This is a genomic window from Arthrobacter sp. AOP29-A2-19 (assembly GCF_058138025.1).
Window position 1 is genome coordinate 2,534,963 of the sequence record NZ_CM176894.1, and the last position, 24,434, is coordinate 2,559,396.

A 24,434-nucleotide genomic window follows, 5' to 3' on the forward strand; every position below is an offset into this window, starting at 1 on the left:
TTGTGGCCCCACCGCCCACTGTTACTTTTAACCGCGTGAATACGGTCAAGGATGGCGGCTCCGCACGCCGCAATGTGCTCGTCGCGGCCTCGGTCGTGGGCATCGCCTCGTTGCTGTGCCTGCTCGCCATCCTGGCCCTCTACATCGCCAATGTGACGCCGTGGGCGCCGCTGTTCGCCGTCGGACTCTACGGGCTCCCCATCGCCTTCCTGCTCCTGGCGGCCCTGGTTGTTATGAACCTCGCCGAGCGTCGCCGCTCCTAGCAGATCCTGGGCGACACGCCGCGAAGGCGTCACGCTAACACGCAACGTCCAGAAAACTCCCAGACTTCTCCATCAGACTGGGCCTATGAACGCCAAGACCCCCGAGGCCAAGCTTCTCGTCGTCGACGACGAGCCGAACATCCGCGAACTCCTGTCCACGTCGCTGCGCTTCGCGGGGTTCGACGTCGTCGCGGCGGCCAACGGGCGCGAGGCGCTGGACGCCGTCGAACGCGAGCAGCCGGACCTGGCAGTCCTTGACGTGATGCTGCCGGACATGGACGGCTTCACCGTCACGCGCCGGTTGCGCGCCGCGGGCCGCCACTTCCCCGTACTCTTCCTCACCGCGCGGGACGACACCGAGGACAAGGTGACTGGACTGACCGTCGGCGGCGACGACTATGTCACGAAGCCGTTCAGCCTCGACGAGGTGGTGGCCCGGATCCGGGCCGTGCTCCGCCGGACGCAGCCGCGCGGCGACGACGATGCGGTGCTCCGCGTCGATGACCTGGAGCTCGACGACGACGCCCACGAGGTGCGCCGAGCCGGCGAAGTAGTCGACTTGTCCCCCACCGAATTCAAGTTGCTGCGCTATCTGATGATGAACCCCAACCGGGTGCTGTCCAAGGCCCAGATCCTGGACCACGTCTGGGAGTACGACTTCAACGGCGACGCGTCCATCGTCGAGTCCTACATTTCCTACCTCCGGCGCAAGATCGACGCGCGCGAAGACTGGCCGGCGATGATCCAGACCAAGCGCGGCGTGGGCTACCTTCTGCGGTCCGCGGAGCGTCGCTAGGCGGCCCCGGCCGTGCATGCCTTCGCCAGACTCTTCCGTCAGGTCTCGCTGCGGACCAAGCTCGTTGCCCTGATGGCGGCACTTATGATGTGCGGCGTCGGGGCCACTGCGATGGCCGCGTCCGCCGCGCTGAACGGCACCCTGCTCAAGCAAATCGATGACGAGCTGGGGACAAGCGGGGAATCCGTCTCGACGCTGATGTGGGCCGCGATGAACGAGCAGCTGACGAACGATCCCCAAACCGCTTTGGCGTGGGACAACATCGCCTCGCTGCGCTTCCACGGCTCGATGCGGGACTCCGAGGGCAAAGTTCTGTACGAGCTGCCGCGAATATTGTCCGAGCAGGGTGACGCCCCCGCGCTCCCAGAGTTTCCTGTCGGCGAGGTGAGGAGCGAGGCCGGCATTCCGTTCAGCGTTCGGGGAACGGCCGCGGATTCGGCCGGGTGGAGGGTGAGTCAGCGCGCCATGAAGAACGACGGCGGCTACATCACGGTCGCGCTGCCGCTCGACGCGGTCCGCAATACCGTTAGCCAAGCGACGTCGACCATGCTCCTCACCGGTGCCCTCACCACGCTGGTGATGTCGCTCATTGCCTACGGCGTCACAAGCAGGGCCTTCCGCCCCCTCGTGCGGGTCGAACGCACCGCCGCGGCCATCGCTGCCGGCGACCTGTCCCGGCGCGTCGAGGACTTTCCGCCGGAGACGGAGGTCGGCAGGCTGTCGCGGTCGCTCAACGCCATGCTCGCCCACATCGAGCACGCCTTCCGCGGGCGGGCCGCCTCGGAACGCAAGATGCGGCGCTTTATCCAGGACGCCTCGCACGAACTGCGCACCCCCCTGGTGACCATCCAGGGCTATTCGGAGCTCTACAGACACGGCGGGCTGAGCGATCCCGAACAGCTGACAACGGCGATGGGCCGCATCGAGGGCGAGGCCAAGCGGATGGCGCAGCTAGTGGACGACCTCCTCACGTTGGCGCGCCTGGACGAGCACCGCCCGCTGGAACGCCGCCCCGTGGATCTCCTGCTGCTCGCCACGGACGCCGTCGAGGACGCACGGGTCAGCGCGCCGGAACGGGACGTCCGGCTCGTGGGCCTGGACGGCGGCCGCCCGGGGAAGGCGCCGACGTCCGGGGACGAGGCGCGGCTCCGCCAGGTGGTCGCCAATCTGATGACCAATGCCCTCAGGTACACGCCGTCGGGGAGCCCGCTCGAGATCGCCGTCGGCGCCCTGCCGGTGATCGATGGTCGCTGGGACGCGGTTCTCGAGGTCCGCGACCACGGGCCGGGCATCTCCGAGGAGGACGCTTCGCGCGTCTTTGAGCGCTTCTACAGGGCCGACTCCTCGCGTCAGCGCGAGACCGGCGGGACGGGGCTCGGCCTGGCCATCGTCGCCGCGATCGCCGCTCAGCACGACGGCTCCGTGAGGCTGAACGAGACGCCGGGCGGCGGGGCCACGCTTTCGATCCACCTGCCGCTCGAGCCGTTGGACGAGTCCTCCACCCGCGGCGGCGACGCTTGATTATCCACAGATTCGCGACCCGCCACCCGCACGATGGCCGGGGCTCATAGTCTCTTGCACAGGGCGCCACCGGCGCCGTCGCCCCGTGGTCAGCACGGTGGCCGCGACTGATCCAAGGGGAGAGCATGAGCAACTTCGCCGCCAACACCACCGAGATGCGCAACAAGGCCATGGCCGTGCAGGGAACCATCGAGCGCCTGCGCGCGGAGGTCAACACCATGCAAGGCGGGCTCAGGGAGCTCGAGTCGACGTGGCAGGGGGCCGCCGCGGCCAACTTCCAGGGCGTCGTTGCCGACTGGCGCGCCACCCAGCTGCGGGTCGAGGAATCACTCACCGGGATCAACACGGCGCTCGCGCGGGCCTCGCAGCAATACGACGACGCCGAGGCCGCCAACGCGAGCATGTTCACCTACTGAACCGCCCTAGCCGCCCGCCGCGGCCGACCGTTCACGGCCACGGCGGGCTCCGGCGACGGTGGACGCGCACCTTGGCTAGGCGGAAGGGTCCGGGGGTACCTGCAGCAGGGCTCGAATGCGGTCCTCGGTCGCGGCATCCACCGAACGTGCCGCCTCGAGGTTCGCGTCGGACACGGCGGCAACGACCTCTTGGCGCTGGATCCGGACGCCGCGGGGGGCGTCGATGCCGATCTTGATGCCGTCGCCACGGACGTCGAGGACGGTGATGACGATGTCGTCGCCGATCAGGATCTGCTCCCCGACCTTTCGCGTGAGTACCAGCACCCGGCAATCCTAACCCAGTGCCGTGTGCACAGTTGCCCGCGAGGATTCGCGCACGGACCGTCGGGACGGCCGCCCCGCGGCCACGATGTCCACAACTGGCAGTCCCAGTTCGGACACCGACGACGGCGTCGCCGTGGTGTCCATCCCGAGGGCCGCCACGGCGTCCACCGAGCCGACCGAGGCGACGGCCCGCACCCAGCGAGCCGTGTCCTCCGGCTTCCGCCCGGCGTCCACCGCGACCCAAATCTGATCGGGCGAGCTCGCGACGATGGCCTGGAGGTGGCTCTCGAGTCCCGCGCCCCCGCTCCACGCCACGACCAGCACCACTGCGCACTCCGCGGCCACCCCGTCCGCACGGGCCCGAAGGGCGTCGACCCGCCCCGCCGTCCCGGCCGGGTGTTCGGCTCCGGAGCGCTCCCGGTCCGCGGGGGTCAGCCGGCGGACCATCGAGGTCGCCCCCGCGATCCACGTGGCCGCCTCCAGTGCATCGTGTTCGAGCCCGACCACAACGATCAGGTCTCCGGCGCCCCTCAGCGGCACAAATGCGGGCGGCAGATCGGCGCCCACGAGCGCGGGCGCGGGCACGGCATTGCCGGCCGCCGCACCCGCCGCCCCCGGCGCCACCGCCGGCTCGGCGCCCGACAACATGGAACGGCGTCCGACCGGCGGACCGGCCGGAGGGACAGCCTCGATCGCGGCCCGGGAGCGCTGCCCGACGGTGGATCCGCCACCCAAGGTGAGGCCGTCGAGAATGCGCGCGAAGTCGTCCGATTCCGTCGAAATCTCCGGCTCCACGATGCCGTGTATCCGAGCCTCCGTCCCCTCGGCCTCCGCCAAGAGTGCCAGCAGGCCCGCCCGCGGATTGTCCAATGGGATGGCCGACGGGGTGGCCGCGCGCCGGCCCCGGCGCTTGGCCGGTGGAGCGTCGTCGACGATCTCCCCGACGGCCGCGCCGTCTTGCGCGCCGTCGCTTGCGGCGCGCGGCGGCACCTCGATCACGGCCTCGAAGTGGCTCTTGGCAAGGAAGCCGCCGATGCCGCCGAGAATGATCCGCTCCGCCGAGACGATGCGGGCCGAAGGCCCGTGCTCACGGAGGATCTGCTCGTTCAATTCCTTGAGGGACGCACCCTCAAGCCGAAATCTGGTCGGCTCCACGCACTACTCCCACGGTCTCGATGTCGGCGCCACCCGAGGTGGCCTCCTGGTAGGACAGGACGGGCAGCCCGCCTGCTTGCGGTGCGACGAGCCGCCGCACCGCCGGACGGAGCGCCGGCGCACAGACGAGCACCGCCGCCGTTCCCCGCTGGTCGAGCTGCGCCACGTTGTCCTTCACCGACGCGAGAACGTTTTCGAGCCGGTTCGGGTCCAGCATGATCTGCGTTCCGTGCTCCGAGGGCCGCAGTCCCTCCAGCATCGACTGCTCGAGGGACGGATCGATCATGACCACGCGCAACACCTTGCCGTCCAGGTGAGGGGCGGCCAGCGCCGGCCCAAGGGCCTGGCGCGACGCCTCAATCAGTCCCTCCGGATCCGTCGACGCCTTCGCGCGCAGCGCCAGTGCCTCGTAGATCCGCTGCAGGTCGTTGATGGGCACCTGTTCCACCAGCAGGCCCTGCAGGACGCGCTGCACTTCGGCCAGGCTCAGCAGCCCCGGAACAAGTTCGTCGACGGCCGAGGGGTTGATCTCCCTTACGCCGTCGGTCAGCACACGCACGTCCTCGCGCGTCAGCAGGCGCGCCGCGTGGCCGTGGATGATGGCGGACAAGTGCGTCACGACCACGGACACCCGGTCGATCGTGGTGGCGCCGGCCATCTCAGCGTTGTGCCGCAGCTCGGCGGGGATCCACTTGCCGCCCAGACCGAAGACCGGCTCGACGACGACCGTCCCGGGGAGCGCGTCGAGGTAGTCTCCCAGGGCCAGGATCTGGCCCCTCGGCGCCTGGCCGCGGCCCGCCTCGACCCCCGCGATGCGGATGACGTACGTGGCGGGGGGAAGGTCGACGCTGTCCCGCGTCCGGACCGGCGGGACCACGATGCCCAACTCCATGGCAACGCGGCGGCGGAGCGCCCGGACGCGTGCCAGCAGGTCCTCCCCTCCGCCGTTGACGATGTCGACCAGGTCCGGCGCCAGTTGGATCTCCAGCGCGTGGACGCGCATCTGCTCGATGAGGTCCTCGGTGGTCTCGCTCGGCGCCGCCGCCTGCGCGGTGAGCTCGGCCTTCTCGTCGGCGGCCCTCGCCGCGTCCTTGGCCTTGATGCGCTGGGCGGCCAGGAGCAAACCGCCGCCCACGAGGACGAACGGCAGCTTAGGCATCCCCGGGACCAGTGCCAGCGCGATCGCGGCCCCTCCCGCGATCAGCAGCGCGGACCGCGACTGCGCCAACTGCGCCGAGGCGGTCGTACCCATGTCCGCCTCGGCGTTGGAGCGGGTGACGATCATGCCGGTGGACACGGCCATCAACAGGGCCGGGATCTGCGTCGCCAAGCCGTCGCCGATGGTCAGCAGCGCGTAGGTGTTCAGCGCCTCGCCGGCCTCCATGCCCCGCTGCAGCATGCCGATCGCGATCCCGCCAACGATGTTGATGATGATGATGACGATGCCGGCGATGGCATCCCCCTTCACAAACTTGGAGGCCCCGTCCATGGCGCCATAGAAGTCGGCCTCGGCGGCCACCTCCGCCCGACGTTCGCGGGCCTGTGTGTCCGTGATGAGCCCGGCGTTGAGGTCGGCGTCGATCGCCATCTGCTTGCCCGGCATGGCGTCGAGCGTAAAGCGGGCGCCCACCTCGGCCACGCGCTCGGCGCCCTTGGTGACCACAACGAACTGAATGACCACCAGGATCAGGAACACCACAAACCCGATGATCAGGCTGCCGCCGATGGCGATGTGCCCGAAGGCCGCGATCACCTCTCCGGCGTACCCGTTGCCGAGGACCAACCGGGTCGAGGCCACGTTGAGGCTGAGGCGGAGCAGCGTGGCGACGAGGAGCAGCGACGGGAAGACCGAGAAGTCCAGGGGCTTGCGCACGAACATGGTGTTGAGCAGGATCACCAGCGCCAGAATGATGTTCACCACGATGAGGGCGTCCAGCAGCACCGGCGGGATGGGCACGATCAGGAGCAGGATGATGCCAACCACGCCGAGGGGAACGGCGATCTTGGACAGGTTGCTGAATTTCATCGGGAGGCTTTCTCTGCTGTGGACCGAGACTGGGCGGTACCCTCGGGGCCGGGCGGGGCGGTGCGGTGCGGTGCGCGATCGCCGCGGCGGGGTTCCGGCGGGACCGTGTGGACTCCCGCCGCCGCCCCGCGGGCCTTCAGCGCCATCACGAAGGCCAGGACCTGGGCCACGGCGTTGTAGTGGTCCACGGGGATCTCCTGCCCCAGTTCGCAGTTCGTGTGAAGCGCACGCGCCAGCGGGACGTCCCGGACCATGGGCACACGCCGGGCCTCGGCCTCCTCGCGGATGCGGGCGGCTATCGTCCCGGCGCCCTTGGCCACGACCCGCGGGGCGGACTTGCCGGGTTCGTAAAGCAGCGCGACGGCGACGTGCGTCGGGTTAACGAGCACAACGTCGGCTCCGCCGACCGCCGAGATCATGCGGTTGCGGCTCATGGCCAACTGTCGCGAGCGCCGCTGGGAGCGCACCAGCGGATCGCCGTCGGTCTTCTTGTTCTCGTCCTTGACCTCTTTTTGGGTCATGCGCGTGTGTTTGCGGTTGCGCCGCGACACCACGATCAGGTCCACCACCGCGAGGACCAGCCCGGCGGCGATCGCCGTCTGGAGCAGCGACGCAGCCCCGCCGCCCGCAGCGCCCAACAGCGACGCGATGGGCAGTGCCCCGGCGTTGAGCAGCACCGGCATCAGCGACTGCACCACGGCCCAAAGCACCAGGCCGATGACGCTGGTCTTGAGCAGCGCCTTGACGCCCTGCCACACGGCCTGCAGCCCAAAAGTGCGCTTGATGCCGTTGACGAGGTTGAGGTTCTCCGGGTCGAACTTGAACTTTCGGAAGTAGACGCCGCCCTGCAGCACGGCCGCCGCGGTCACCACGACGGCGACGGTCACCAGCATGGGCAACAGCGTTCCCGCCAGCGACGCGAAACCCTGCTCCATGGCCCCAACGGCGACCGACGGGTCAGGGTTCGCCACCGCGGCGACCACAGCCTCAACCTGCGCCGTGGCCGCGAGCTGGCCGGCCGAGAGCGCGGACGGTATCATCAGGGCCGCGGCCCCGATGCCCAGCCAGGCCGTGAGGTCCTGGGAGCGCGAAAGCTGCCCCTTGGACCGCACCTCCTTCATGCGCTGGGGTGTGGCCTTCTCAGACCGCTCGCCGGAATCCTGGGACATCAGCCGGTCACCGCCCGGAGGGACTCCGTGGCGCTGCGCACGATGGCCGCCACCATGGCCGGAAGCACAACGAACACCGTTCCCGCGAGCGCCAGCGTCAGCATGATCTTCAGCGGGAATCCCATGGCGAACGCGTTCAGGGCGGGCGCCGCGCGGGTCAGCAGGCCCAGGCCGACGTCCGCCAGGAACAGCACCACCAGGAGCGGTCCGGCGATTTGGACGGCCGCCAGGAACATGTCGGTCAACCCGCCGGTCGCCTCCTGCGCGGCCGGGCCCAGCGCGAGTCCGGCCCCGAGGGGCAGCGCATCGAAGGACCGGAACACGCCGCCCAGGACAATCTGATAGCCGTCCGAGGCGATGAGCAGGGCCAGCGCCGCGAAGTGGAACAGGCGCGTGAACTGGGCGCCGTTGACCATGGACTGCGGGTCGAAGGCCTGCGCCAGCTGGAACCCGCCGAAGAGGTCGATCAGGCCGCCGGCCGCCTGGATGGCCGCGAAAAGCAGCATGACCAGGAACCCCAGGGCCGCGCCCGCCACCAGTTCCAGGACCAGCGCCCCGAAGTAGGCGGCGGTGTCCAGGGGGACGTAGTCCTCGACGACGCGCGGGGAGACGGCCAGCGCCAGCCCGACCCCGATCATGGCCTTGATCCGGGCGGGGAACGCGTTATAGGAGAACGGGGGCGCGATGACGATGAAGGCCGTGATCCGCACGGCGGCCAACATCATCGCCTCAAGCCATTCGAGCGGCAGTGTGGCGGTCATGTCAGCCGCCCTGGAGGAGCGACGGGATCTTGTCGAAGAGCTCGTGCGTGAAAGCCACGATCTCGGAGATCATCCAGTGCCCGCACACCAGCAGGGCGATCGCGACAGCCGCCGCCTTGGGCACGAAGGAGAGCGTGATCTCCTGAATCTGGGTCATCGACTGCACCAGCGAGATCGCGAAGCCGACCACCAGGGACGTGATCAGCACCGGCGCGGAGAGTTTCGCGGCGACCACGAGCCCGCTGAGCCCGATGTCGAGCACCGCGTTGGTGTCCACGTCAGCCCCCGCCGGTCGCGTAGCTGCCGATGAGCGCCGTGACGATCAGGCCCCAGCCGTCCACGAGGACGAACAGCAGGATCTTGAAAGGCAGGGAGATCATGACCGGCGGCAGCATCATCATGCCCATGGACATCAGCGCCGAGGCGACGACGAGGTCGATCACCAGGAAGGGAACGAAGATAACGAACCCGATGATGAACGCCGCGCGGAGCTCGGAAATCATAAACGCGGGAATCAGCGTGGTCAGCGGGACCTCGGCGGGAGTCGCCGGGTTCTCCATTCCGGCGGCGCGCGTCATCAGCGCGATGTCCTCCTCGCGCGTGTGGGCGACCATAAAGTCCTGCAGCGGGGCCACCCCCACGGAGAGTGCCTGGTCGAACGTCAGGTCACCCGCCATGTACGGCTGGACGCCGACGTCGTTCATTTGCGTCAGTACCGGGGACATCACGAACAGCGAGAGGAACAGCGCCAGGCCGGCCAGGACCTGGTTGGGCGGGATGGTGGGCAGCGCCAGTGCGTTCCGCGTCATGGCGAGCACCACGAAGATCTTCGTGAAGGAGCTCATCATCAGCAGCAACGCCGGGGCGACGGAGAGGAGCGTGATCGCGATCAGGGTGACGACGGCCGCGCTCGGCGTTCCGTTCGGCCCGTTGATCTCCACGGACAGGCCCCCGTTGTCCTCGCCGGGTGCGGGGTCCACGGGCGCGGCGTGCCCGGCTGCCGCTCCGACGAGCAGGAACGCCAGGATGAGGCACAGGACAGCGAGCGTCCCCGCAAGCCGACGGGGTGTGCCGGCCCGCGCGAGGGGCGCGGCAGTCATGAGCCGGTGCCCCGGCGGATCGCCGTGGTGGCCTGGCGCCACGTCTGTGGCGACAGGATGGATCCGGCCAGCGGCGAGGCCGGCCGGCCCGCATGGTCTCCGGCGACGCGGTCCTGCCGCCGGCGCTGGCTGCGACGGGTCGCGGGCATCTCAGCCTCCTCGGCGATGTCCCCGCGGGCCCGCACCAGGCTGAGGGCGAACCCCCTGCCATGATCGGCCGACGTCGCGTGGCTTGGCGCGCCGGAAGGTGACTCGGCCGGCGCGTCGGCCTCCGGAGCCTCAAAGCTGTCGATGACGTTGACGGCCTGGTCCGAGACGCCGAGGAGGTAGCGGCGCCCCTCGACGTCGACGACGACGACGGAGGCCTTGGGCCCGATTCCCTGGCGGTCCACCACCGTCACGGCACGCCGCTGCGCCGATCGGCCCAGCCGGTGCCCGATGCGCCGCTGGAGAATATAGAGGAGCCCGAGCACGGCCGCGAGCGACACCACGACGCGCAGGACCAGAAATAGGGAGTCCAAGCTAGCCGAGGCCTTCGGAAACATCGAGGATCTTCGTGATCCGCACCCCGTAGTCCTGGTCCATCACCACGACCTCTCCGTGTGCGATGACCCGGCCGTTCAGGAGGACGTCGGCCGGGGCGCCCGCGGAGCGGTCGAGTTCGACGACGGCCCCGGGTTCCAGGTTCAGCAGCTCGCGGACGGACATGCGGGTCCTGCCGATCTCGACGGTCAACGACATTTCGACGTTGTTGATGCGGCCGAGGCGCGACGCGGCGGCGTCGTCCGCGGCAATCACCGCGGCCGGGGCGCCGGCTCCCACCGCGCCGCCGTGATCCCTGATGCGCATTGCGAACCAGCCCACCAGACCGCCGACGGACTCCAGCTCGAAGAGCACGGTTTCACCGTCCGCCAGGAGGGCGTCGGCGGCCTCGGGCGCGGCGGCGGACAGCACGCCGATGCCGAGCACGGCCGTGGCCGCCTCCAGCGAGGGGCGCAGGACGTCCGAGACGGAGACCAGGCTGGCCTCGAGCCCCCCGGCCTCCCCCAGCAGTGTGCCGTCGACCTGCACGGCTACGTCGGCCGACAGTTGTCCCACGAACGACGCCGCGGCCCTCCCGCGCGGATCCTGCAGCCGCGCGGAGTCCCGGGCCCCGGCGTGGAGCCGCACGGTGATCGGGGCCGCGGTGGGGAGAACCGCCGCCAAGGCCTCGGCCGCGGCGGCGTACAGCGCCGTCGAGTGAAGTACCGGCTGGGCGGAGTGGGGGGTGTTCATGCGGGATTCTCCTCGGTGGAAACGACGACCGCTGCCAGTCGGCCGCCGCGGGTGCCGGCGGCGGCCTGGCCCAGCCTGCGGCCCTCGACGGCCAGATCGAACGGTCGGTGCGTGGGATGCGCCAGTGCCAGCACGTCGCCGACGGCGAGGTTGAGCACGGCGCGGGGCGTGATGATGGTCGGGGCGAGGGCCAGCGAGACGTCGATGGGGATGCTCACGACATGGGCGCGCACCATGTCGGCCGCGTCCTGCGGCGCGACGGCGGCGCTCAGGTCGCCCAGTTGCGGCATCACGGCGTCGGCCGGAAGCGCGAGGCTTGCCGTGACGGTGCGTTCGCCCACCCTGATGGCGAACGCGGCGACGATGACCAGATCGGACTTGGCCGCCGCTTGTGCCGCCTGGGCGCTGTAGTGCATCGCCTCGACCTGCATTGGCGCCTCCAGCAGCGCCCCCATGGAGTAGCGCAGGTCCTCGAGCGCCTCGTCCATCAGCCCGCGCAGGAGGGTCTGCTCGATGCGCGTGAACTTGCGGTCCGGCACGTCGGTGGGCCCGGGGCTTCCCAACATGTGCGACACCCAGTTCAGGGCCGCCGACGCCGGAAACTGGACGACGGTCTTGGCCGTGATGCCTTCGACCTCGCACACCACCATCGCCGTCGTCGCGGGCAGTGAGGCCACGTACTCGTCGTAGGTCTGCATCGCTACGCGCTCCAGGGCAACCTGGGACATGACCCTGACCTTGGCGGTGAGCTGTGTCCCCCACTGCCGGGCGAACGTCTCGAAGGCGAGCTCCAGGATGCGTGCGTGTTCGCGGGCCAGCGTGGTGGGCCGGCGGAAGTCGTAGGCCATCGCGGCACGGGGCTGAGGGGGCGTGGCTGTGGCCGCCCCTATGTTGGGGAGCCCCACGGACGGTACTGTCACGGGGCGGACTATCGGACGGCTTGGCGGCGCCGTTAGCAGTTTGCGGCGGCCTTTTCCGTCAGGACTTGGCCGCGGCGGGCAGCAGCTCCCGAACCTTGTCCGTCTCACCGGACAGCACCACGACGTCCACGCGCCGGTTGAGCGAGAGGTCGGTGTTGTTGGGCACGGGGCGCGCGTCCCCGTAGCCGACGGAGGCGATCCTTTCCCCCGGGACACCGCCGTCCTCCACGAGTGACCGGAGGACCTGCGTGGCGCGGCTGGCGGAGAGCTCCCAATTGGTGGGATACGGCTCCGCCGGCTTGCGGACGTCCGCGAAGCCTTCCACCTCGAATGCCCTGTCGGTGGGGGCCAGGACGGGGGCGATGGCCATCAGGATCTCGCGGGCGTTGCCTGTGAGGTCAGCGCTGTTGGGTCTGAAGAACGTCTCGGCGCTGACCAGCCTGATCGTCAGTCCCCGCTCCGTGATGGCGAAGGCCGCGGCGTCGCCGTGACCCGCACGCTCCAGCCGGGACTGGATCTCTTGCCGAAGGGCGCCCAATTCCGCCTGCTCTTCCTCGGCCAGTTCCATCAGCTCCTCCGGTTTCTGGGCCTCGCCGTCGAACTCCGCCAGGGTACCCTCCTTGTCCACGTCCTGCGGGCGCACAATCAGACCTTCGGCGGTGTCCACCGTCTGCGACGCCTCGACGCCGAATCCGGTGGCGAGCGAGGTCTTGAGCTTCTCGAACTTGGCCTGGTCCACGGTGGACATCGCGTACAGGACGATGAACAGGCACATCAGCACGGTCACCATGTCCATGTAGGAGGCCATCCAGCGCTCCTCGCCGCCGTGTTCCTCGGCAACCTTCTTGCGCCGCCGGCTCCGGCTCACGCGGCGTCCTTCAGGCGCGGCAGTGCCGAGTCGGCCGAATCGCCGCCCCTCTTGTCCTTCAACTCGTGCGCGGGCACCATGGCGCGGAGCCGTTCGCCGAGCACCAGCGGCTGGCTTCCCGACTGGATGGCGAGGATGGCCTCCATGACCAGCGTCATTCGGTCCACCTCAAGCTCGGAGATGCGGCGCATGCGGGCTCCGATGGGAAGCCACATGAAGTTCGCGGACACCAGGCCCCACAGGGTGGCGACGAAGGCCGCGGCGATCATATGGCCCAGCTCGTCCGGCTTGGAGAGGTTTTCAAGCACGTGGGTCAGGGAGACGACGGTGCCGATGATGCCCACGGTCGGCGCGAAGCCGCCCATGGACGCGAAGAACTTGTACCCGATGGCATCGGTGCGCTCCTTGGTGGCGATGTCGTCCTCGAGCTGCACGCGCAGGTCCTCGCCGTCGACGCCGTCCGCCAGACTCTGGAGGGCGCGTTGGAGGAAGGGGTCCTTCGCCTCCTGTGCCTGCGCTTCCATGGCCAGGAGACCCTCGCTGCGCGCAACCTCGGCGATGGAGACCATCTGCGCGATCAATTCCTTGGCGGAGGCGATCTTGCCCTTGAAGGCACCGGGCAGGGCTTTCACAGCCACCAGCGCGTCGGAGATGGTCCCGCTGGCAAGGCCGACGGCGATGGTCCCGAAGAACACCAGGATCATGGGGGCCGGCAACAGGATGGAACTGGGGCTTGCGCCCTCCATGGTCAGCATCGTGAACATGGCGCCGAACGCCAGCGCGATGCCGATCAGTGTCGCTGGATCCATTAGTGCGTCCTCGGTCGAAGTGGCAGGGTCCCGTTGTCCGGGTCCTCGAAACTGGCGTGCGCGTCCAGGCGCCTCGCCAGGGACACAACGCCGGCCCTATAGCGGGCGATCAGCGCGACGACCTCGTCCAAGGGCTCGAGCACCACGTACTTTGCCCCGTTCACCATGACCAGCACGGTGTCCGGGTTCTCCTGGATGCGCTCCACGAGGTCTGGGTTGATCGCGAAGCGGCTGTTGTTCAGTCTGGTTACGACGATCATGGGCCCGTCCTTTCACCCCGCACTCTCGGCCGCGCCGGTCATGCCGTTAGGCACGGGCCGGGGGTATTCCCCGGCGTCGTGGACGCGACAGGCGACGGTGCGCCGATGCTGTATCTTGATGAACGTCTCCGCCACACCAGGCCCGGAGGTCCCCCGCCGAACCTCTCTTCCCGGCAGGGTCCACACCACGCGTAACGACGCCGTGCCACACCGACCGAGCCGCATTGTCCGGAGGCATCTGTGAATGAAGGGTTTCCGCGGAACCGCGACCGCGCACGGAAGGCGACCGGTCTCGACCACCGCCTCTGGGCCATGCGCATGTCCACCGCGTTCCAGCCCATCCGGTCCCTGGACACCGGCCGGGCCATCGGCGCCGAGGCGCTGACCCGGTTCCCGAGCACAACGCCGGGCCGCTTCTTCGCGCGGACCGCCGATTCGGAGCCCACCAGCGACATGGAACTGCTGGCCATCGAGAAAGCCCTCGACGCCGGCCGGCGGCTGCCGTCGGGCCTTGACCTGTCCATCAACCTCTCGCCGGAGACCATGGCGGATACCCGCCTGGCACCCATACTGCGCGAATCCGGCATTTCACTGGATCGGATCATCCTCGAACTGACCCAGGGCACGCCCATCGACGACTACGCGGCCCTCGTCGCGACGATCAAGTCGCTGCGGGACATGGGCCTCCGCGTCGCCGTGGACAACTTCGGCACAGGGCACGCCTCGCTGCGCCATCTCGTCGAGCTGAAACCGGACTTCGTCAAGGTCGCACGGGAACTCGTGGCGGGCATCGACAAAGACCCCACCCGGCACGCGCTGGGCGCGGCCCTTGTGGGCTTCGCGCGGGCAACGGGCACGCTGCTGGTCGCGCACGGCATCGAAACGGAGGAGCAGCGCGCCACCGTCGCCCGCCTCGGCTTCGACGCGGGCCAGGGTTTCCTGTTGGGGACCCCGACGGTCTCGCCGGAGCAATGGGCCGATTGGGGGACGCCGTAGGCACCGTCACGGCGCCCGGGCGTCCCGGCTCTACCGCTTGAGGTTCGCGAGTTCCTGCAGGACCTCGTCGCTGGTGGTGATGATGCGGGCGTTGGCCTGGAAGCCGCGCTGGGCCACGATCAAGTTGGTGAACTCCTGGGAGAGGTCCACGTTGGACATCTCCAGCATGCCGCCGGACAGCGAGCCCATCCCGGCCGTGCCGGGCGCCCCGAACTCGATGGCTCCGGAGTTGGCCGTGACCGTGTAGCCCGACCCTCCGGTCTTCTGCAGGCCAGCGGGGTTGTTGACGTTCCCCAGGACAACCTGGGCGATGGCCCGCTGCGTCCCGTTGCTGAAGGTTCCGGTCAGCGTTCCGTCGGCCCCGAGCGTGTAGGACTCGAGCACCCCGGCGGACCGTCCGTTCTGGCCGGTGACGGACACCGTCTTCAAGTCGGCGTAGCCGGTCACGGCGCCCAGGTTGACCTGGATCCCGCCGACGGTCATGTTCCCACCGGACGCCAGGCGCCCGTCGGTGAACGCGAGCGACGTGGCGCCGCTGCCCGCGCCGTCGTTACCGACCACGTCCCAGCCTGCGGCGGTCCGGGTGAACGTCAGCGTCAGGGTGCGGCTGGTTCCGTCGGCCGCGAAGACCTCGCGGTCCTGGACCAGGGACGTCCCGACGGCCGCGTCGGAGGGCAGGTTGCCGCCGACGGTTGCCGCGGTGGTGCCTTCTCCCGGCGCGACGCCGGCGCGCGCCAGCGAAATGTCCTGGAGCGCGCCGCCTGTCGGCAGGACCCCGTCGACGGCGAGCCATCCCTGGACGATCCCGCCGTCGGGCGAGACGAGGCGCCCGTTGCCGTCGAAGTCGAAGGCACCGGCCCGGGTCAGGACGTTCTGGGTGCCCTGCCGGGTGACAAAAAAGCCGTCGCCGCTGACCATCATGTCCGATGCCCTGCCCGTGTTCTGCGCGGAGCCCTGGGTGAAGTTTGTGGTGACCCCGGCGACCTGGACGCCGAGGCCCACCTGCGCCGGGTTTCCGCCGCCGTTGGCCGCCTGGGGCGTGGTGGCGCCCTGCGTCAGCTGCGAGAGCGTGTCCTGGAACTGGGTCGTGGAGGACTTGAAGCCGGCGGTGTTGACGTTGGCGATGTTGTTGCCCGTGGTGTCGAGCATGGTCTGGTGGGCGCGGAGGCCCGAGATCCCGGAGTAGAGCGAGCGGAGCATGGTGTGCCTTTCGGTCGGCGGAACAGCGTTGTGGGTGTGGCGGGTGCCAGGAAGTGCATGTTAGGCGGGGACGTCTTCCGCCGCGAGGGACGGCGTCGCGGCGCGCACGCCGACGATGTCGGCATAGGGGACCTGGACGTCGCCGATGGTGACCGTCGGCGTGCCGGAGGCGAACGAGACGGCGGTGACGATGCCACTGACCGGGTTCTCCCCCGCCGTCTCGGCCGTGCTCCCGATGAGAGCGGCCGCGGCCGCGCGCTGCTGGACATCGAGGACGGAGGCCTGGGTGTCGGCGAGCGCGTTCAGCCGCTCCATGGAGGCGAGCTGGGTCGTCTGCGCGATCATCTCGTTGGTGTCCATCGGCGAGCTGGGGTCCTGGTTGCTCAGCTGGGTCACCAGCAGGTGCAGGAACACCTCGCCGTCCATGGACTGCTTGGGGACGCGGGCCGCCTGCTGGGTGGACCCCATCTGCGTCACGTCGATCGCGGGGACTGGCATGATTTTTCCTTCCTAGGCCAAAACGTCGAGTTGCTGGTTGGCGGTTCGGAGCGGGGCCCCGGGTGTCTGGGCGTGCGGGTCCCATCCGGGGACGGATCGCCCGGGTTCGGGCCCCCCGCCCGTGGGGCGACCGGCGGAGTCCGGTCGGCGCCCCGTCTCGTCACCGCGCCCGTCTCCACCCGCGAGGCCGTCGCCACCCTGGTTTCCGTGGCCCCCCGGCGAGCGTCCCGGGTCCCGGCCGTCGCCGGCGGCCAGGGTGAGGCTGCCGGCGCCGCCAGCCGCCAGGTCGCGCCTCAGGTCCGGCAGCAGGCCGCGCAGGGCGTCGCGGCCCGCGTCCGTTGGGGCGGACAGTTCCACCCGCATGCCGTCCGCACCGAGCTGCGCCCGGACGGTCACGGGCCCGACGCCCTCGGGCGCGACGTTGACCGTGATCGTCTGGCCGCCGTCGGGCGCCGCCACCAGCGAGGCGACGGGCCCGGCCAGCTGCCGGTGCAACGAGGCGAACGCCGGCTGGGCCGCGGCTGGAGCGGGCGGAGCGGCCGGTGCCGCTCCGTGGCTCCGATCCGCCCCCGGCGCCACGGCGAGGATCGGGGCGGGAGCGGACGCCGCGCTAGCTCCGGGCCCGGACGAACCTTGTGTTCCGGCCGCCTCGACGGGCGTCGCGGACTCTCCTGGAGGGACCGGGACATGGGCTGGCGGCGACGCCGGGCGGGCGGCAGGAACCGGCTGGCCGTCGGCCGGCGTCGCGGAATTGGGGATGACGACGACGACGCCGGGTCCCGAAGGCGTCCCGCCATCGGCGGCGTCCCGCTCGGTCGGTTCGCCCGTCGTTTGCCCGGGTGGGAGGAGCTCGGCCGTGGTGGGCTCCGCCAGGCCGGGAAGCGCCGGTGCGGCCACCTCCTCCGTTGCCGGTTCCTCGGCCACAAAGTCCGGCGCCTCCGCCGGGACCGCCGCCAGGATCGTGTCCGTCGCGGCGGTTGCGACTCCGGCGTCGGCGACATGCGGCTGATGCCCCGTCTGGGTGGCGGGGACCTGTTCCCCGTCCTGCGCTGCCGCTCCCGCGGGATCCGGCGCTCCGCCCGGCGTCGGCCGCCCGGGGCTCGGCAGGGCCGCGGCGAGTGCCGTGCCAAAGCAGGCGGCGCCGTCGTCCCCCGCGCGTGCTCCGGCGTGCCCCGGCGTGGCGCGGGCCGACGCCGTGGCCGCCGGCGCGCCGAGCGCGACGGCGGTCACCGGGACGCTCCCGCGAACGCGAGCTGCTGCTGCGCGAGCGCCGCCACGTCGGGGGCGGCCTGCGCGGCTTGGGCCGCTTGGGCGGCGGGCACGACGCGCCGGATCGTCATGATGTCCGCGTCCGTCTCGAAGAGGTCGCGGATGGACACCTTCTCCCCCGGTCGCGGCGCGTGGATCATGCGGTTGTCGCCGAGGTAGATGCCGATGTGTGCGCCACCGCGCGTCACGATGAGGTCCCCGGGGCGCGCCTCGGCCAGGGACGGCACCTCCGTGCCGACCTTCGCCTGGTCCCGGGCCACGCGCGGCAGCTCGACGCCGAGATCCCGGAACGTGTGCTGGACCAGGGACGAGCAGTCCAGACCGATCTTAGGATCGTTACCGCCCCACACGTACGGCACCCCTAGGTATCCCTTGGCGGTCGCCACGACGTCGGCCCCGTCGACCTTCCCGTCCTCCGCAGGCGTCGCGGAGACCGCCGGCGCCGGGGCGTTTTGGGTGACCGCCGCCGTCAGGGCCTCGTTGAACAATCCAGTGGTGTCCGTGGTGCCACCCTGCAGCCCGGCGATTCCCGCGGCGAGTTGCGCGGCCGACGCCGCTGCCGGGGCAACCGACCCGGCCGCCGCGCCGGCCACGGAGCCCGCCGACGCCGTCGCGGTGCCGCTGATGCGGGACAGGGTTTCCTGGATTGCCCCAATGCGCCCCAGCGTGTCTCCGAAGCTCATGGTGTTTCCCCTTCCGTGCGGGCCGCTCCGCGTGCCGCCAGTTCGTCGAGAATGTGCTGCTCGCGGGCCAGATCTTCGTGTGCCAAGGTCTCCAAGTGGCGGTCCTGGAGCTTCTGCAGCACCACGGCGCCGCGTCGGGCCTGGTGGTACTCCCGCGTCGCGGCGCCGGCGTCGTTGGACAGCGAGGACACCAAGCCGTCCAGCTCCAGCAGGAAGCTACTGGTCGAGGAACGAGCGGCGGCGATGGCCATCAGCGCCTCGGCACTGTCCGCCTCGTCGGCGGACTGTTCGGCGGCTTCCCGGGCGCGCGCGCTCTGGGCCGCCCCTTCGCGCAGTGAGGCGTTGGCGGCGGCCAGTTTCCCGGCGGCCTGCGCCTCCTGGAGCTCGCGGATGCGCAGCAGTCCGGCCAGGCGGAAATGCCGGGCCATCAGAGCGCCCCCAGCCTGCGCGCCAAGGTATCGAGCTCGGCCCATGAGCGGTTGGAGTGGACCGGGTCGTCCAGGCGCTGGCGCAGGAAGGCATTGATCGCGTCCTCGTGGTCCACCGCTGCGTCCACCAGCGGGTTGGCCCCGCGCTGGTAGGCGCCGACGTCCAAGAGATCCTGGGCGGCCTGCCGTGCGGCGAGGACACGGCGCAGACCCGCCGCGGCCGCCGCTTGCCCGCCCCTCGTGACGCGGGACGCGACGCGCGAGACGCTGCCGAGCACGTCGATGGAGGGAAAGTGACCGGCGACGGCCAGTTTCCTGTCCAGCACAATGTGCCCGTCGAGGAGTGAACGGGCGGAGTCCGCGATGGGTTCGTTGTGGTCGTCGCCGTCGACGAGCACGGTGTAGATCCCGGTGATGGAGCCGGCCGAGTCCGTGCCGGCCCGCTCCAGGAGCCTGGCCAGCAGCGAGAAGGTCGACGGCGGGTAGCCTCGGGTTGCCGGGGGTTCTCCCACGGACAGGCCGATTTCCCGCTGCGCCATGGCGACGCGGGTCAGCGAGTCCATCATCACCATGACGTCGGCGCCGCGTTCGCGGTGGAACTCGGCGATGCGGGTGGCCGCGAAGGCCGCGCGGAGGCGCATGCGCGCGGGCTCGTCGGAGGTGGAGACCACCACGATGGAACGGGCCATCCCCTCGGGGCCGAGGTCCTCCTCGAGGAACTCGCGCACCTCGCGCCCACGCTCCCCCACGAGGGCGATGACGTTGACTGCAGCGTCCGTGCCGCGCGCGACCATGGAGAGCAGGGACGACTTTCCGACCCCGGAGCCCGCGAACAGTCCAATGCGCTGACCGCGCCCGACGGCGGCCATGGTGTCGATGGCGCGCACGCCGAGTTGCAGCTGCTCCCTGATCCGGGTGCGCTCCATCGGCGTCGGCGGCTCCTGGTCCAGCGGAGCCAGGACGTGGGGGCCGAGCGGGCCCTTGCCGTCGATGGGGCGGCCGAGCCCGTCGATCACGCGGCCCATCAGGCCGTCCCCCACCGGCACCATTGCCGGGCGCCCGTCGGTGCGGACGTGGTCCCCGGCCGCCACGGCGTCCAGGGCGCCCAGCGGCATACAACGGATCCGGTGGCGGTCGGCCGCCACCACCTCGGCCGGCACCTCGTTGTTGCCGATGCGCACCACGGCGCCGATCGGGCAAGGCAGGCCCGCCACCTCGACGCTCAGGCCGACGATTGCGGACACCACGCCGACGCGTGCCGGCGCGGCAGCGGCCAGTGCGCGCGAGTATCCCTCGGGACGCAGCGCGCCCACGTTTCGGCGAACGCCCGGTGCGGCGGTCATTGCCCCGCCCCCTGGAGGACGGACCGGCAGCGCGCCAGCGCCTCGCGGATCCGAGCGTCGAGGAAGCCGTCTTCGAACTCCGTCATCGCGTCGCCGCGCAGCAGTGCAGGGTCCGCCACAACACGCACGCCGGACGTCTCGGCGGCACCGGGCGGCAAGGCCGCGATGTCCTCCGCGTTCATGCGGACCGAGTGGACGGACCTTGTGTCGATCCCGTCCAAGGCGCGGGCCAGGGCGGCCCGGGCGCCGTGCGCCGTGTCCAGGAGTTCCGTGGCAAGCACGGCCTCGGCGAGCTCCAACGCCGTGTCGGCGAGGGTGCCGCGCGCCTCCTCGATGACCGGTGCTGTGCGCCTGTTCAGGGCGGCCGCGGCGGCGGCGAGCGAGGACACCGCGGCGTCGAGTGTCCGCTGCCGTTCGAGCTGGGCCCGGTCGTGCGCCTCGCTCAGCTGTTGGCGCAGGGCGCGTGACTGCTCCTCGGCGGCCCGGAGTCCGGCGGCATAGCCGGCCGCATAGCCCTGGACGCGCGACGCGGACGATTCCGTGCCCGCCTCGGTGGAAGCGCCGCCCATCTCCGTGAACACGGCGGGGCGGAAGCCGGCGCCCGCGCTAGACATACACTTCCTCGTCCCCGCGCTGCAGGGTGATCTCGCCGCGGGCCTCCAGGTCGCGGATCGACCGAACGATGTCCGCCCGGGCCTCCTCGACCTGGGACAGGCGAACGGGACCCATGGAGGCGAGCTCCGCGTTGAGGATGTCCTGCGTCCGCTCGGAGATGTTGTTGCGGATCGTCTCCTCGACCGACGGCGCGGCGCCCTTCATGGCGAGCGCCAGCCTGCTGGCATCGATCCCGCGCAGCACACGCTGCACGTCGCGGCGATCGAACTTCACGATGTCCTCGAACGTGAGCATCCGGGCGCGCACCTCCTCGGCCAGCTCCGGGTCGCGCACGTCGAGCTGGGCCAGCAGGTCCCTTTCGACCGCGATGTCGGCACGGTTGATGATGTCCACCAGCGGCTGGATCCCTCCGACCTTGTCCACGGGCGAACGCGTCGTCACGACCACTCCAACGCGGGCCTTCAGGGCGTCGGCCACGATGCGCACGGCCTCGGACGTGGCGGGCCCCATGGTGGCGAGGGCGCGGGCGATCTCGGCACGGACGGAGGAATCGAAGCCGGCCAGGACCACCGACGCCATGTCCGGCCGCAGGTGCGCCACGACGAGGGCGACGGTCTGCGGCAGTTCCCCGTCGAGCAGGGCCACGATCTGGGTGGGGTCAGCCGACTCGAGGAACTCGAAGGACTTCCCGGCAAGCGTGGAGGCCAGACGGTCCAAAACCGTCGACGCCCGCTCGGCGCCGAAGGAGTCCTCCAGGAGCCCCGCCGCGAAGTCGCGTCCGCCGCGGGCGCTCTTGCGCCCCGACGTCGCCATCTCGTGGATTTCGGCGACCGCTTCCTCGACCGTGTCGGTATCGACGCTGCGCAGCCTGACCAGCTCGGCCGCGATCTCGTCGGCCTCGGGCTCCGTGAACTGGCGCATCACCTCGGCGGCGCTGGCGCGGTCCATCTGCATCAGGACGATCGCGACCTTCTGTGTGCCCGTCAGCGAACCGGCACTCATTCGGATTTCCTGTCGTCCATCACGCTGCGCAGGTACTCGGCCATACGCGCGGGATCGCTTGCGGCCATCGCGTCCAGGTCGGCACGCTTCGTGTCTCCGTCGGCCACGCCCGTGCCCGGTCCAACGCCGGCGAGGGCCGGCACGGCCATGCGCGACAGCGCGGCGGTTGTGGGCTGCTCAATCGCGGCGGGAGGCTGGTCGTTGGTGAATTCGCGCAGTTCGCCGAGGTCCACCGGTTCGCGACGCTCGCGGTTCCGGCGCTTGAACAGGAAGATCGCGATGCCGATGATCGCCAGCGCCACCAGCCCCCCGACGATGATCATCATCCGGATCATCTCTGCGGCCCGCGCGGCCTCTTCCGCCTCGGCCGCCGCGGCGAGCGCCTCCTGGGCGGCCGTGGCGTCCGCCGCGTTGAACGGGACCACGGAAAGGCTGACCTGGTCGCCGCGGTCGGCGTTGATGCCGGCCGCGTTGGAGACCATTTCGGTGAGTTGTTCGACGTCGAGCCCACCCGCCGCCGTCTCGTTGAGGGCCACCGAGACCGACTGGCGGTTCAGGGTGCCCGAGGGGATCGTGCGGTTCTCGGTGACCTTGTTGACCGCGTTGTTGCGCTCGGTGCTCTCGGATGTGAACGTTCCGTCGCCGTCCTGCCCGGAGGGCACTGCGATGTTGTCCGGTCCCAGCACGCCGGCGGACGCCCCGCCGGCCCCTTCGTACTCCTCCGTCTTGGTGGTTTCGTTCAGGGCGGGTGTGCCGTCCGGATTGGTGAACGACTCTTCCATGCGCTCGGAGGATTCCAGGCTCATGTCCGCCGCGACGGCGACGGTGGCGTTGCCGCGCCCGACCACCCGGTCCAACATTCCCTGCACGGAGGCCGCGATGCGCTGCTCGTAGTCGGTGGCCTGCTGGTCTGCGCCGCCGGCGATGCCGGCGCCGACCGCGGAGAGCAGCGTTCCGGCCGCGTCCACGACCGCCACGTTCTCCGGCTTCATGCCGTCGACGGCGGCAGAGGTCAGGTGCACGACGGAGTTGACCTGGTCGTTGTCCAGCACCGCGCCGGGCGCCGTCTCGATGAAGATGGACGCCGTCGGCTCCTGCACCGAGTCCACAAAGACCGTTTCCTCGGGAATCGCCAGCTTCACGGACGCCGTGTTGACGCCGTCGAGCGCGGCGATGGTGGAGGCGAGTTCGCCCTCCAGGGCGCGCTTGTAGGTGACGCTCTGCTGGAATTCGCTGGAGGTGACACCCATATTGTCCAGCAGGGAGTACCCGGCCTGTCCCGTGGACGGCAGCCCGGCCGCCGCGGCCTTGAGGCGGGCGTCGTAGACGTTCTCCTCCGGGACAAGGATGGTCGAACCCCCGCCGGTCAGTTCGTAGGGGATTCCGTCGGCGCGTAGTTGCTCGACGATGGTGTTGGCGTCGGCCGCCTGGAGCCCCGAGAAAAGGGGCGAATAGCGGGGCTGGGACACAAACGTCGCCAGCGCGAAGCCGCCCAGCACCAGCACGGCGATGCCGATCAGCGCCACCGTGCGCTGGCCGACGGTGAAGGAGCGGATGGACTCGCCGAGTTTCGCGAGCGGCGCGGGAACCTTCGCCATCAGGCCTGCATCCTCATGATCTCGTTGAAGGCCTCGACACCGCGGTTGCGGACGGTCGCGACCATTTCAAGTGCCACCGAGGAGCGCGTGGAGGCGAGCGTCGCCGCGTGGATGTCCGTCAGGTCCCCGGTCACGGCCTGGATGGCCAGTTGATTGGAGGTTGCCTGGAGCTGCTGGACGTTGTCGACGGCACCGGTCAGTGCCGACGCGAAGGCCGTGCCGTCCGTTGTGGGCATCGCGGAGGCGCCCACGTAGCCCGTGGGGCTGGGGCCGGTGACGCCGGCGATGGGCAGGGTGAAGGCCATTAGTTCTGTCCGATCTGCAATGCGGCCTGGTAGGTCTCCTTGGCGCGGTCCACCACGGCCGCATTGGCCTGGTAGCCCCGCTGGGCCATGATCAGGCTGCCCATCTGCTCGGACATGTCGAAGTCCGGGTAGCGGACGTAGCCGCCTTCGTCGGCGAGCGGGTGGTCGGGTTCGTAGACCATGCGGCCCTCCGCGGACCCCAGTTCGGTTCCGGACGCGTACACGCCAGACGTGTCCTGGCCGGCCGTGGCCACCACATAGCGGGCGCGGAAGGCGTCGCCGTCGGTGGCGGTCGCGGTGTTCATGTTGGCGAGGTTGTCCGCCACGGAGTCAAGCCATTTGCGGTGGACGGTCAGGGCGGTGCCGGCGATGCCGATTGCGTCGAGGGCCACTAGTTGCTCCTCAACGCGGTGCGTACGCCGTCGAACGAGCCCGAGGCGGCGCGGGCGGCGAACTGGTAGCGGAGCACGGTGTCGATGTTGGACAGCGTCTCGGTGTCCATGTTGACGTTGCTTCCGTTGAGCCGCGTCGGTTCCAGGGAGCTGGAGACGCTCGCCGCGGCCTGGCCGTTTCCGTCCTTGACCGACGACGCGAGCGCGCCTTCGAAGGCGACGCGGCGAGCCTGGTAACCGGGTGTGTTGACGTTGGCAATGTTGTTGGCGATCGCACGCTGGCGCATGGCCAAACCGTCGAGGGCACTCTCAAGTGCCATCGAGGTCACGGATTCGAACACGACGAAGCTCCAGGCTGGTTCCGGTGCCCGTCCGTGGGCCAAGGAGTGAGCAATCCGTGCTCACTGGCAACCATCGGCAGGCCCGGACGACACGTTAGGAG

30 protein-coding genes are annotated in these 24,434 nt (G+C 70.2%); 5 read left to right on the forward strand and 25 right to left on the reverse strand.

All coding sequences use genetic code 11. The features are described 5' to 3' along the window. Positions 1-35: 35 nt before the first annotated feature. The 4 genes from AC3ZJJ_RS11695 (at position 36) to AC3ZJJ_RS11710 (ending at position 2,996) form a co-directional block, all read left to right on the forward strand. The gene (locus AC3ZJJ_RS11695; RefSeq protein WP_489891992.1) at positions 36-263 is read left to right on the forward strand and encodes a hypothetical protein; all 228 of its coding nucleotides are present in this window, start codon (positions 36-38) and stop codon (positions 261-263) included. 85 nt (positions 264-348) lie between these two features. Beyond that, a complete protein-coding gene (locus AC3ZJJ_RS11700) occupies positions 349-1,059 on the forward strand; it encodes a response regulator transcription factor (protein WP_489891993.1) in 711 nt (236 codons plus the stop codon). Positions 1,060-1,071: 12 nt separating this feature from the next. Next, positions 1,072-2,580: a sensor histidine kinase gene (locus AC3ZJJ_RS11705; RefSeq protein WP_489891994.1), complete on the forward strand. Its 1,509-nt coding sequence runs from the start codon at positions 1,072-1,074 to the stop codon at positions 2,578-2,580. A 125-nt stretch (positions 2,581-2,705) separates the two neighbouring features. Continuing rightward, positions 2,706-2,996, forward strand: coding sequence for a WXG100 family type VII secretion target (locus AC3ZJJ_RS11710; RefSeq protein ID WP_489891995.1), 291 nt, complete (start codon positions 2,706-2,708; stop codon positions 2,994-2,996). Positions 2,997-3,071: 75 nt separating this feature from the next. Here AC3ZJJ_RS11710 and csrA read toward each other — a convergent pair whose 3' ends face one another. Genes csrA through AC3ZJJ_RS11775 form a run of 13 tightly spaced genes read right to left on the reverse strand, consistent with a single transcriptional unit; the run spans position 3,072 to position 13,663 of the window. Then, positions 3,072-3,320, reverse strand: a complete 249-nt coding sequence (gene csrA, locus AC3ZJJ_RS11715) for a carbon storage regulator CsrA (protein WP_489891996.1) — start codon at positions 3,318-3,320, stop codon at positions 3,072-3,074. A gap of 9 nt (positions 3,321-3,329) precedes the next feature. Beyond that, positions 3,330-4,475: a hypothetical protein gene (locus tag AC3ZJJ_RS11720; protein ID WP_489891998.1), complete on the reverse strand. Its 1,146-nt coding sequence runs from the start codon at positions 4,473-4,475 to the stop codon at positions 3,330-3,332. After that, positions 4,450-6,501, reverse strand: a complete 2,052-nt coding sequence (locus AC3ZJJ_RS11725; RefSeq protein WP_489891999.1) for a flagellar biosynthesis protein FlhA — start codon at positions 6,499-6,501, stop codon at positions 4,450-4,452. Before AC3ZJJ_RS11725 ends, AC3ZJJ_RS11720 begins: the two co-directional genes overlap by 26 nt. Continuing rightward, a complete protein-coding gene (locus tag AC3ZJJ_RS11730; RefSeq protein WP_489892000.1) occupies positions 6,498-7,670 on the reverse strand; it encodes an EscU/YscU/HrcU family type III secretion system export apparatus switch protein in 1,173 nt (390 codons plus the stop codon). The genes AC3ZJJ_RS11725 and AC3ZJJ_RS11730 overlap by 4 nt, the downstream gene beginning before the upstream one ends. After that, entirely contained in the window at positions 7,670-8,431 is a 762-nt protein-coding gene (locus tag AC3ZJJ_RS11735; RefSeq protein ID WP_489892001.1) for a flagellar biosynthetic protein FliR, read from the reverse strand. Before AC3ZJJ_RS11735 ends, AC3ZJJ_RS11730 begins: the two co-directional genes overlap by 1 nt. Position 8,432: 1 nt before the next feature. After that, entirely contained in the window at positions 8,433-8,708 is a 276-nt protein-coding gene (fliQ, locus tag AC3ZJJ_RS11740; RefSeq protein ID WP_489892002.1) for a flagellar biosynthesis protein FliQ, read from the reverse strand. A gap of 1 nt (position 8,709) precedes the next feature. Then, entirely contained in the window at positions 8,710-9,531 is an 822-nt protein-coding gene (gene fliP / locus AC3ZJJ_RS11745; protein WP_489892003.1) for a flagellar type III secretion system pore protein FliP, read from the reverse strand. Continuing rightward, on the reverse strand, positions 9,528-10,052 hold the full coding sequence (fliO, locus tag AC3ZJJ_RS11750; protein WP_489892004.1) for a flagellar biosynthetic protein FliO: 525 nt from the start codon (positions 10,050-10,052) through the stop codon (positions 9,528-9,530). The genes fliP and fliO overlap by 4 nt, the downstream gene beginning before the upstream one ends. Before the next feature lies 1 nt (position 10,053). Then, positions 10,054-10,806, reverse strand: a complete 753-nt coding sequence (fliN, locus tag AC3ZJJ_RS11755) for a flagellar motor switch protein FliN (RefSeq protein ID WP_489892005.1) — start codon at positions 10,804-10,806, stop codon at positions 10,054-10,056. Continuing rightward, entirely contained in the window at positions 10,803-11,726 is a 924-nt protein-coding gene (locus AC3ZJJ_RS11760) for a flagellar motor switch protein FliM (protein ID WP_489892006.1), read from the reverse strand. The genes fliN and AC3ZJJ_RS11760 overlap by 4 nt, the downstream gene beginning before the upstream one ends. Before the next feature lie 58 nt (positions 11,727-11,784). Next, positions 11,785-12,594 carry an OmpA/MotB family protein gene (locus tag AC3ZJJ_RS11765; protein ID WP_489892007.1) on the reverse strand — a complete coding sequence of 270 codons (810 nt, stop codon included), beginning with the start codon at positions 12,592-12,594 and terminating at the stop codon, positions 11,785-11,787. Beyond that, positions 12,591-13,403: a motility protein A gene (locus AC3ZJJ_RS11770; RefSeq protein WP_489892008.1), complete on the reverse strand. Its 813-nt coding sequence runs from the start codon at positions 13,401-13,403 to the stop codon at positions 12,591-12,593. Before AC3ZJJ_RS11770 ends, AC3ZJJ_RS11765 begins: the two co-directional genes overlap by 4 nt. Continuing rightward, positions 13,403-13,663 (reverse strand): flagellar FlbD family protein, encoded by a 261-nt coding sequence (locus AC3ZJJ_RS11775; RefSeq protein WP_489892009.1) that lies wholly within the window; start codon positions 13,661-13,663, stop codon positions 13,403-13,405. Before AC3ZJJ_RS11775 ends, AC3ZJJ_RS11770 begins: the two co-directional genes overlap by 1 nt. A gap of 240 nt (positions 13,664-13,903) precedes the next feature. Here AC3ZJJ_RS11775 and AC3ZJJ_RS11780 point away from each other — a divergent pair, with 240 nt between their 5' ends. After that, positions 13,904-14,659, forward strand: coding sequence for an EAL domain-containing protein (locus tag AC3ZJJ_RS11780; protein WP_489892010.1), 756 nt, complete (start codon positions 13,904-13,906; stop codon positions 14,657-14,659). A 30-nt stretch (positions 14,660-14,689) separates the two neighbouring features. Here AC3ZJJ_RS11780 and AC3ZJJ_RS11785 read toward each other — a convergent pair whose 3' ends face one another. Genes AC3ZJJ_RS11785 through AC3ZJJ_RS11840 form a run of 12 tightly spaced genes read right to left on the reverse strand, consistent with a single transcriptional unit; the run spans position 14,690 to position 24,333 of the window. Further along, positions 14,690-15,859: a flagellar hook protein FlgE gene (locus AC3ZJJ_RS11785; protein WP_489892011.1), complete on the reverse strand. Its 1,170-nt coding sequence runs from the start codon at positions 15,857-15,859 to the stop codon at positions 14,690-14,692. Between the two features lie 60 nt (positions 15,860-15,919). Then, positions 15,920-16,357 carry a flagellar hook assembly protein FlgD gene (locus tag AC3ZJJ_RS11790; protein WP_489892012.1) on the reverse strand — a complete coding sequence of 146 codons (438 nt, stop codon included), beginning with the start codon at positions 16,355-16,357 and terminating at the stop codon, positions 15,920-15,922. A 12-nt stretch (positions 16,358-16,369) separates the two neighbouring features. Beyond that, entirely contained in the window at positions 16,370-17,587 is a 1,218-nt protein-coding gene (locus tag AC3ZJJ_RS11795) for a flagellar hook-length control protein FliK (RefSeq protein ID WP_489892013.1), read from the reverse strand. Further along, on the reverse strand, positions 17,584-18,309 hold the full coding sequence (locus AC3ZJJ_RS11800; RefSeq protein WP_489892014.1) for a C40 family peptidase: 726 nt from the start codon (positions 18,307-18,309) through the stop codon (positions 17,584-17,586). The genes AC3ZJJ_RS11795 and AC3ZJJ_RS11800 overlap by 4 nt, the downstream gene beginning before the upstream one ends. Next, complete coding sequence (locus AC3ZJJ_RS11805; RefSeq protein WP_489892015.1) at positions 18,306-18,737, reverse strand: flagellar FliJ family protein; 432 nt, start codon at positions 18,735-18,737, stop codon at positions 18,306-18,308. Before AC3ZJJ_RS11805 ends, AC3ZJJ_RS11800 begins: the two co-directional genes overlap by 4 nt. After that, a complete protein-coding gene (locus AC3ZJJ_RS11810; RefSeq protein WP_489892016.1) occupies positions 18,737-20,080 on the reverse strand; it encodes a FliI/YscN family ATPase in 1,344 nt (447 codons plus the stop codon). The genes AC3ZJJ_RS11805 and AC3ZJJ_RS11810 overlap by 1 nt, the downstream gene beginning before the upstream one ends. Beyond that, on the reverse strand, positions 20,077-20,694 hold the full coding sequence (locus AC3ZJJ_RS11815) for a FliH/SctL family protein (RefSeq protein ID WP_489892017.1): 618 nt from the start codon (positions 20,692-20,694) through the stop codon (positions 20,077-20,079). Before AC3ZJJ_RS11815 ends, AC3ZJJ_RS11810 begins: the two co-directional genes overlap by 4 nt. Further along, complete coding sequence (gene fliG / locus AC3ZJJ_RS11820; RefSeq protein WP_489892018.1) at positions 20,687-21,697, reverse strand: flagellar motor switch protein FliG; 1,011 nt, start codon at positions 21,695-21,697, stop codon at positions 20,687-20,689. Before fliG ends, AC3ZJJ_RS11815 begins: the two co-directional genes overlap by 8 nt. After that, positions 21,694-23,295: a flagellar basal-body MS-ring/collar protein FliF gene (gene fliF, locus AC3ZJJ_RS11825; RefSeq protein WP_489892019.1), complete on the reverse strand. Its 1,602-nt coding sequence runs from the start codon at positions 23,293-23,295 to the stop codon at positions 21,694-21,696. Before fliF ends, fliG begins: the two co-directional genes overlap by 4 nt. Continuing rightward, positions 23,295-23,600, reverse strand: a complete 306-nt coding sequence (gene fliE, locus AC3ZJJ_RS11830) for a flagellar hook-basal body complex protein FliE (RefSeq protein ID WP_489892021.1) — start codon at positions 23,598-23,600, stop codon at positions 23,295-23,297. Before fliE ends, fliF begins: the two co-directional genes overlap by 1 nt. Then, positions 23,600-23,992: a flagellar basal body rod protein FlgC gene (locus AC3ZJJ_RS11835; protein WP_489892022.1), complete on the reverse strand. Its 393-nt coding sequence runs from the start codon at positions 23,990-23,992 to the stop codon at positions 23,600-23,602. The genes fliE and AC3ZJJ_RS11835 overlap by 1 nt, the downstream gene beginning before the upstream one ends. Then, the gene (locus AC3ZJJ_RS11840) at positions 23,992-24,333 is read right to left on the reverse strand and encodes a flagellar basal body rod protein FlgB (protein WP_489892023.1); all 342 of its coding nucleotides are present in this window, start codon (positions 24,331-24,333) and stop codon (positions 23,992-23,994) included. The genes AC3ZJJ_RS11835 and AC3ZJJ_RS11840 overlap by 1 nt, the downstream gene beginning before the upstream one ends. Positions 24,334-24,434 lie beyond the last annotated feature (101 nt).

Coding starts and splice junctions, on each gene's coding strand:
- AC3ZJJ_RS11700 (WP_489891993.1), top strand. CDS start 349: ATGAACGCCAAGACCCCCGAGGCCAAGCTTCTCGTCGTCGACGACGAG.
- AC3ZJJ_RS11710 (WP_489891995.1), top strand. CDS start 2,706: ATGAGCAACTTCGCCGCCAACACCACCGAGATGCGCAACAAGGCCATG.
- AC3ZJJ_RS11725 (WP_489891999.1), bottom strand. CDS start 6,501: ATGAAATTCAGCAACCTGTCCAAGATCGCCGTTCCCCTCGGCGTGGTT.
- AC3ZJJ_RS11730 (WP_489892000.1), bottom strand. CDS start 7,670: ATGTCCCAGGATTCCGGCGAGCGGTCTGAGAAGGCCACACCCCAGCGC.
- AC3ZJJ_RS11735 (WP_489892001.1), bottom strand. CDS start 8,431: ATGACCGCCACACTGCCGCTCGAATGGCTTGAGGCGATGATGTTGGCC.
- fliP (WP_489892003.1), bottom strand. CDS start 9,531: ATGACTGCCGCGCCCCTCGCGCGGGCCGGCACACCCCGTCGGCTTGCG.
- fliN (WP_489892005.1), bottom strand. CDS start 10,806: ATGAACACCCCCCACTCCGCCCAGCCGGTACTTCACTCGACGGCGCTG.
- AC3ZJJ_RS11770 (WP_489892008.1), bottom strand. CDS start 13,403: ATGGATCCAGCGACACTGATCGGCATCGCGCTGGCGTTCGGCGCCATG.
- AC3ZJJ_RS11775 (WP_489892009.1), bottom strand. CDS start 13,663: ATGATCGTCGTAACCAGACTGAACAACAGCCGCTTCGCGATCAACCCA.
- AC3ZJJ_RS11785 (WP_489892011.1), bottom strand. CDS start 15,859: ATGCTCCGCTCGCTCTACTCCGGGATCTCGGGCCTCCGCGCCCACCAG.
- AC3ZJJ_RS11790 (WP_489892012.1), bottom strand. CDS start 16,357: ATGCCAGTCCCCGCGATCGACGTGACGCAGATGGGGTCCACCCAGCAG.
- AC3ZJJ_RS11800 (WP_489892014.1), bottom strand. CDS start 18,309: ATGAGCTTCGGAGACACGCTGGGGCGCATTGGGGCAATCCAGGAAACC.
- AC3ZJJ_RS11805 (WP_489892015.1), bottom strand. CDS start 18,737: ATGGCCCGGCATTTCCGCCTGGCCGGACTGCTGCGCATCCGCGAGCTC.
- AC3ZJJ_RS11810 (WP_489892016.1), bottom strand. CDS start 20,080: ATGACCGCCGCACCGGGCGTTCGCCGAAACGTGGGCGCGCTGCGTCCC.
- AC3ZJJ_RS11815 (WP_489892017.1), bottom strand. CDS start 20,694: ATGTCTAGCGCGGGCGCCGGCTTCCGCCCCGCCGTGTTCACGGAGATG.
- fliG (WP_489892018.1), bottom strand. CDS start 21,697: ATGAGTGCCGGTTCGCTGACGGGCACACAGAAGGTCGCGATCGTCCTG.
- fliF (WP_489892019.1), bottom strand. CDS start 23,295: ATGGCGAAGGTTCCCGCGCCGCTCGCGAAACTCGGCGAGTCCATCCGC.
- fliE (WP_489892021.1), bottom strand. CDS start 23,600: ATGGCCTTCACCCTGCCCATCGCCGGCGTCACCGGCCCCAGCCCCACG.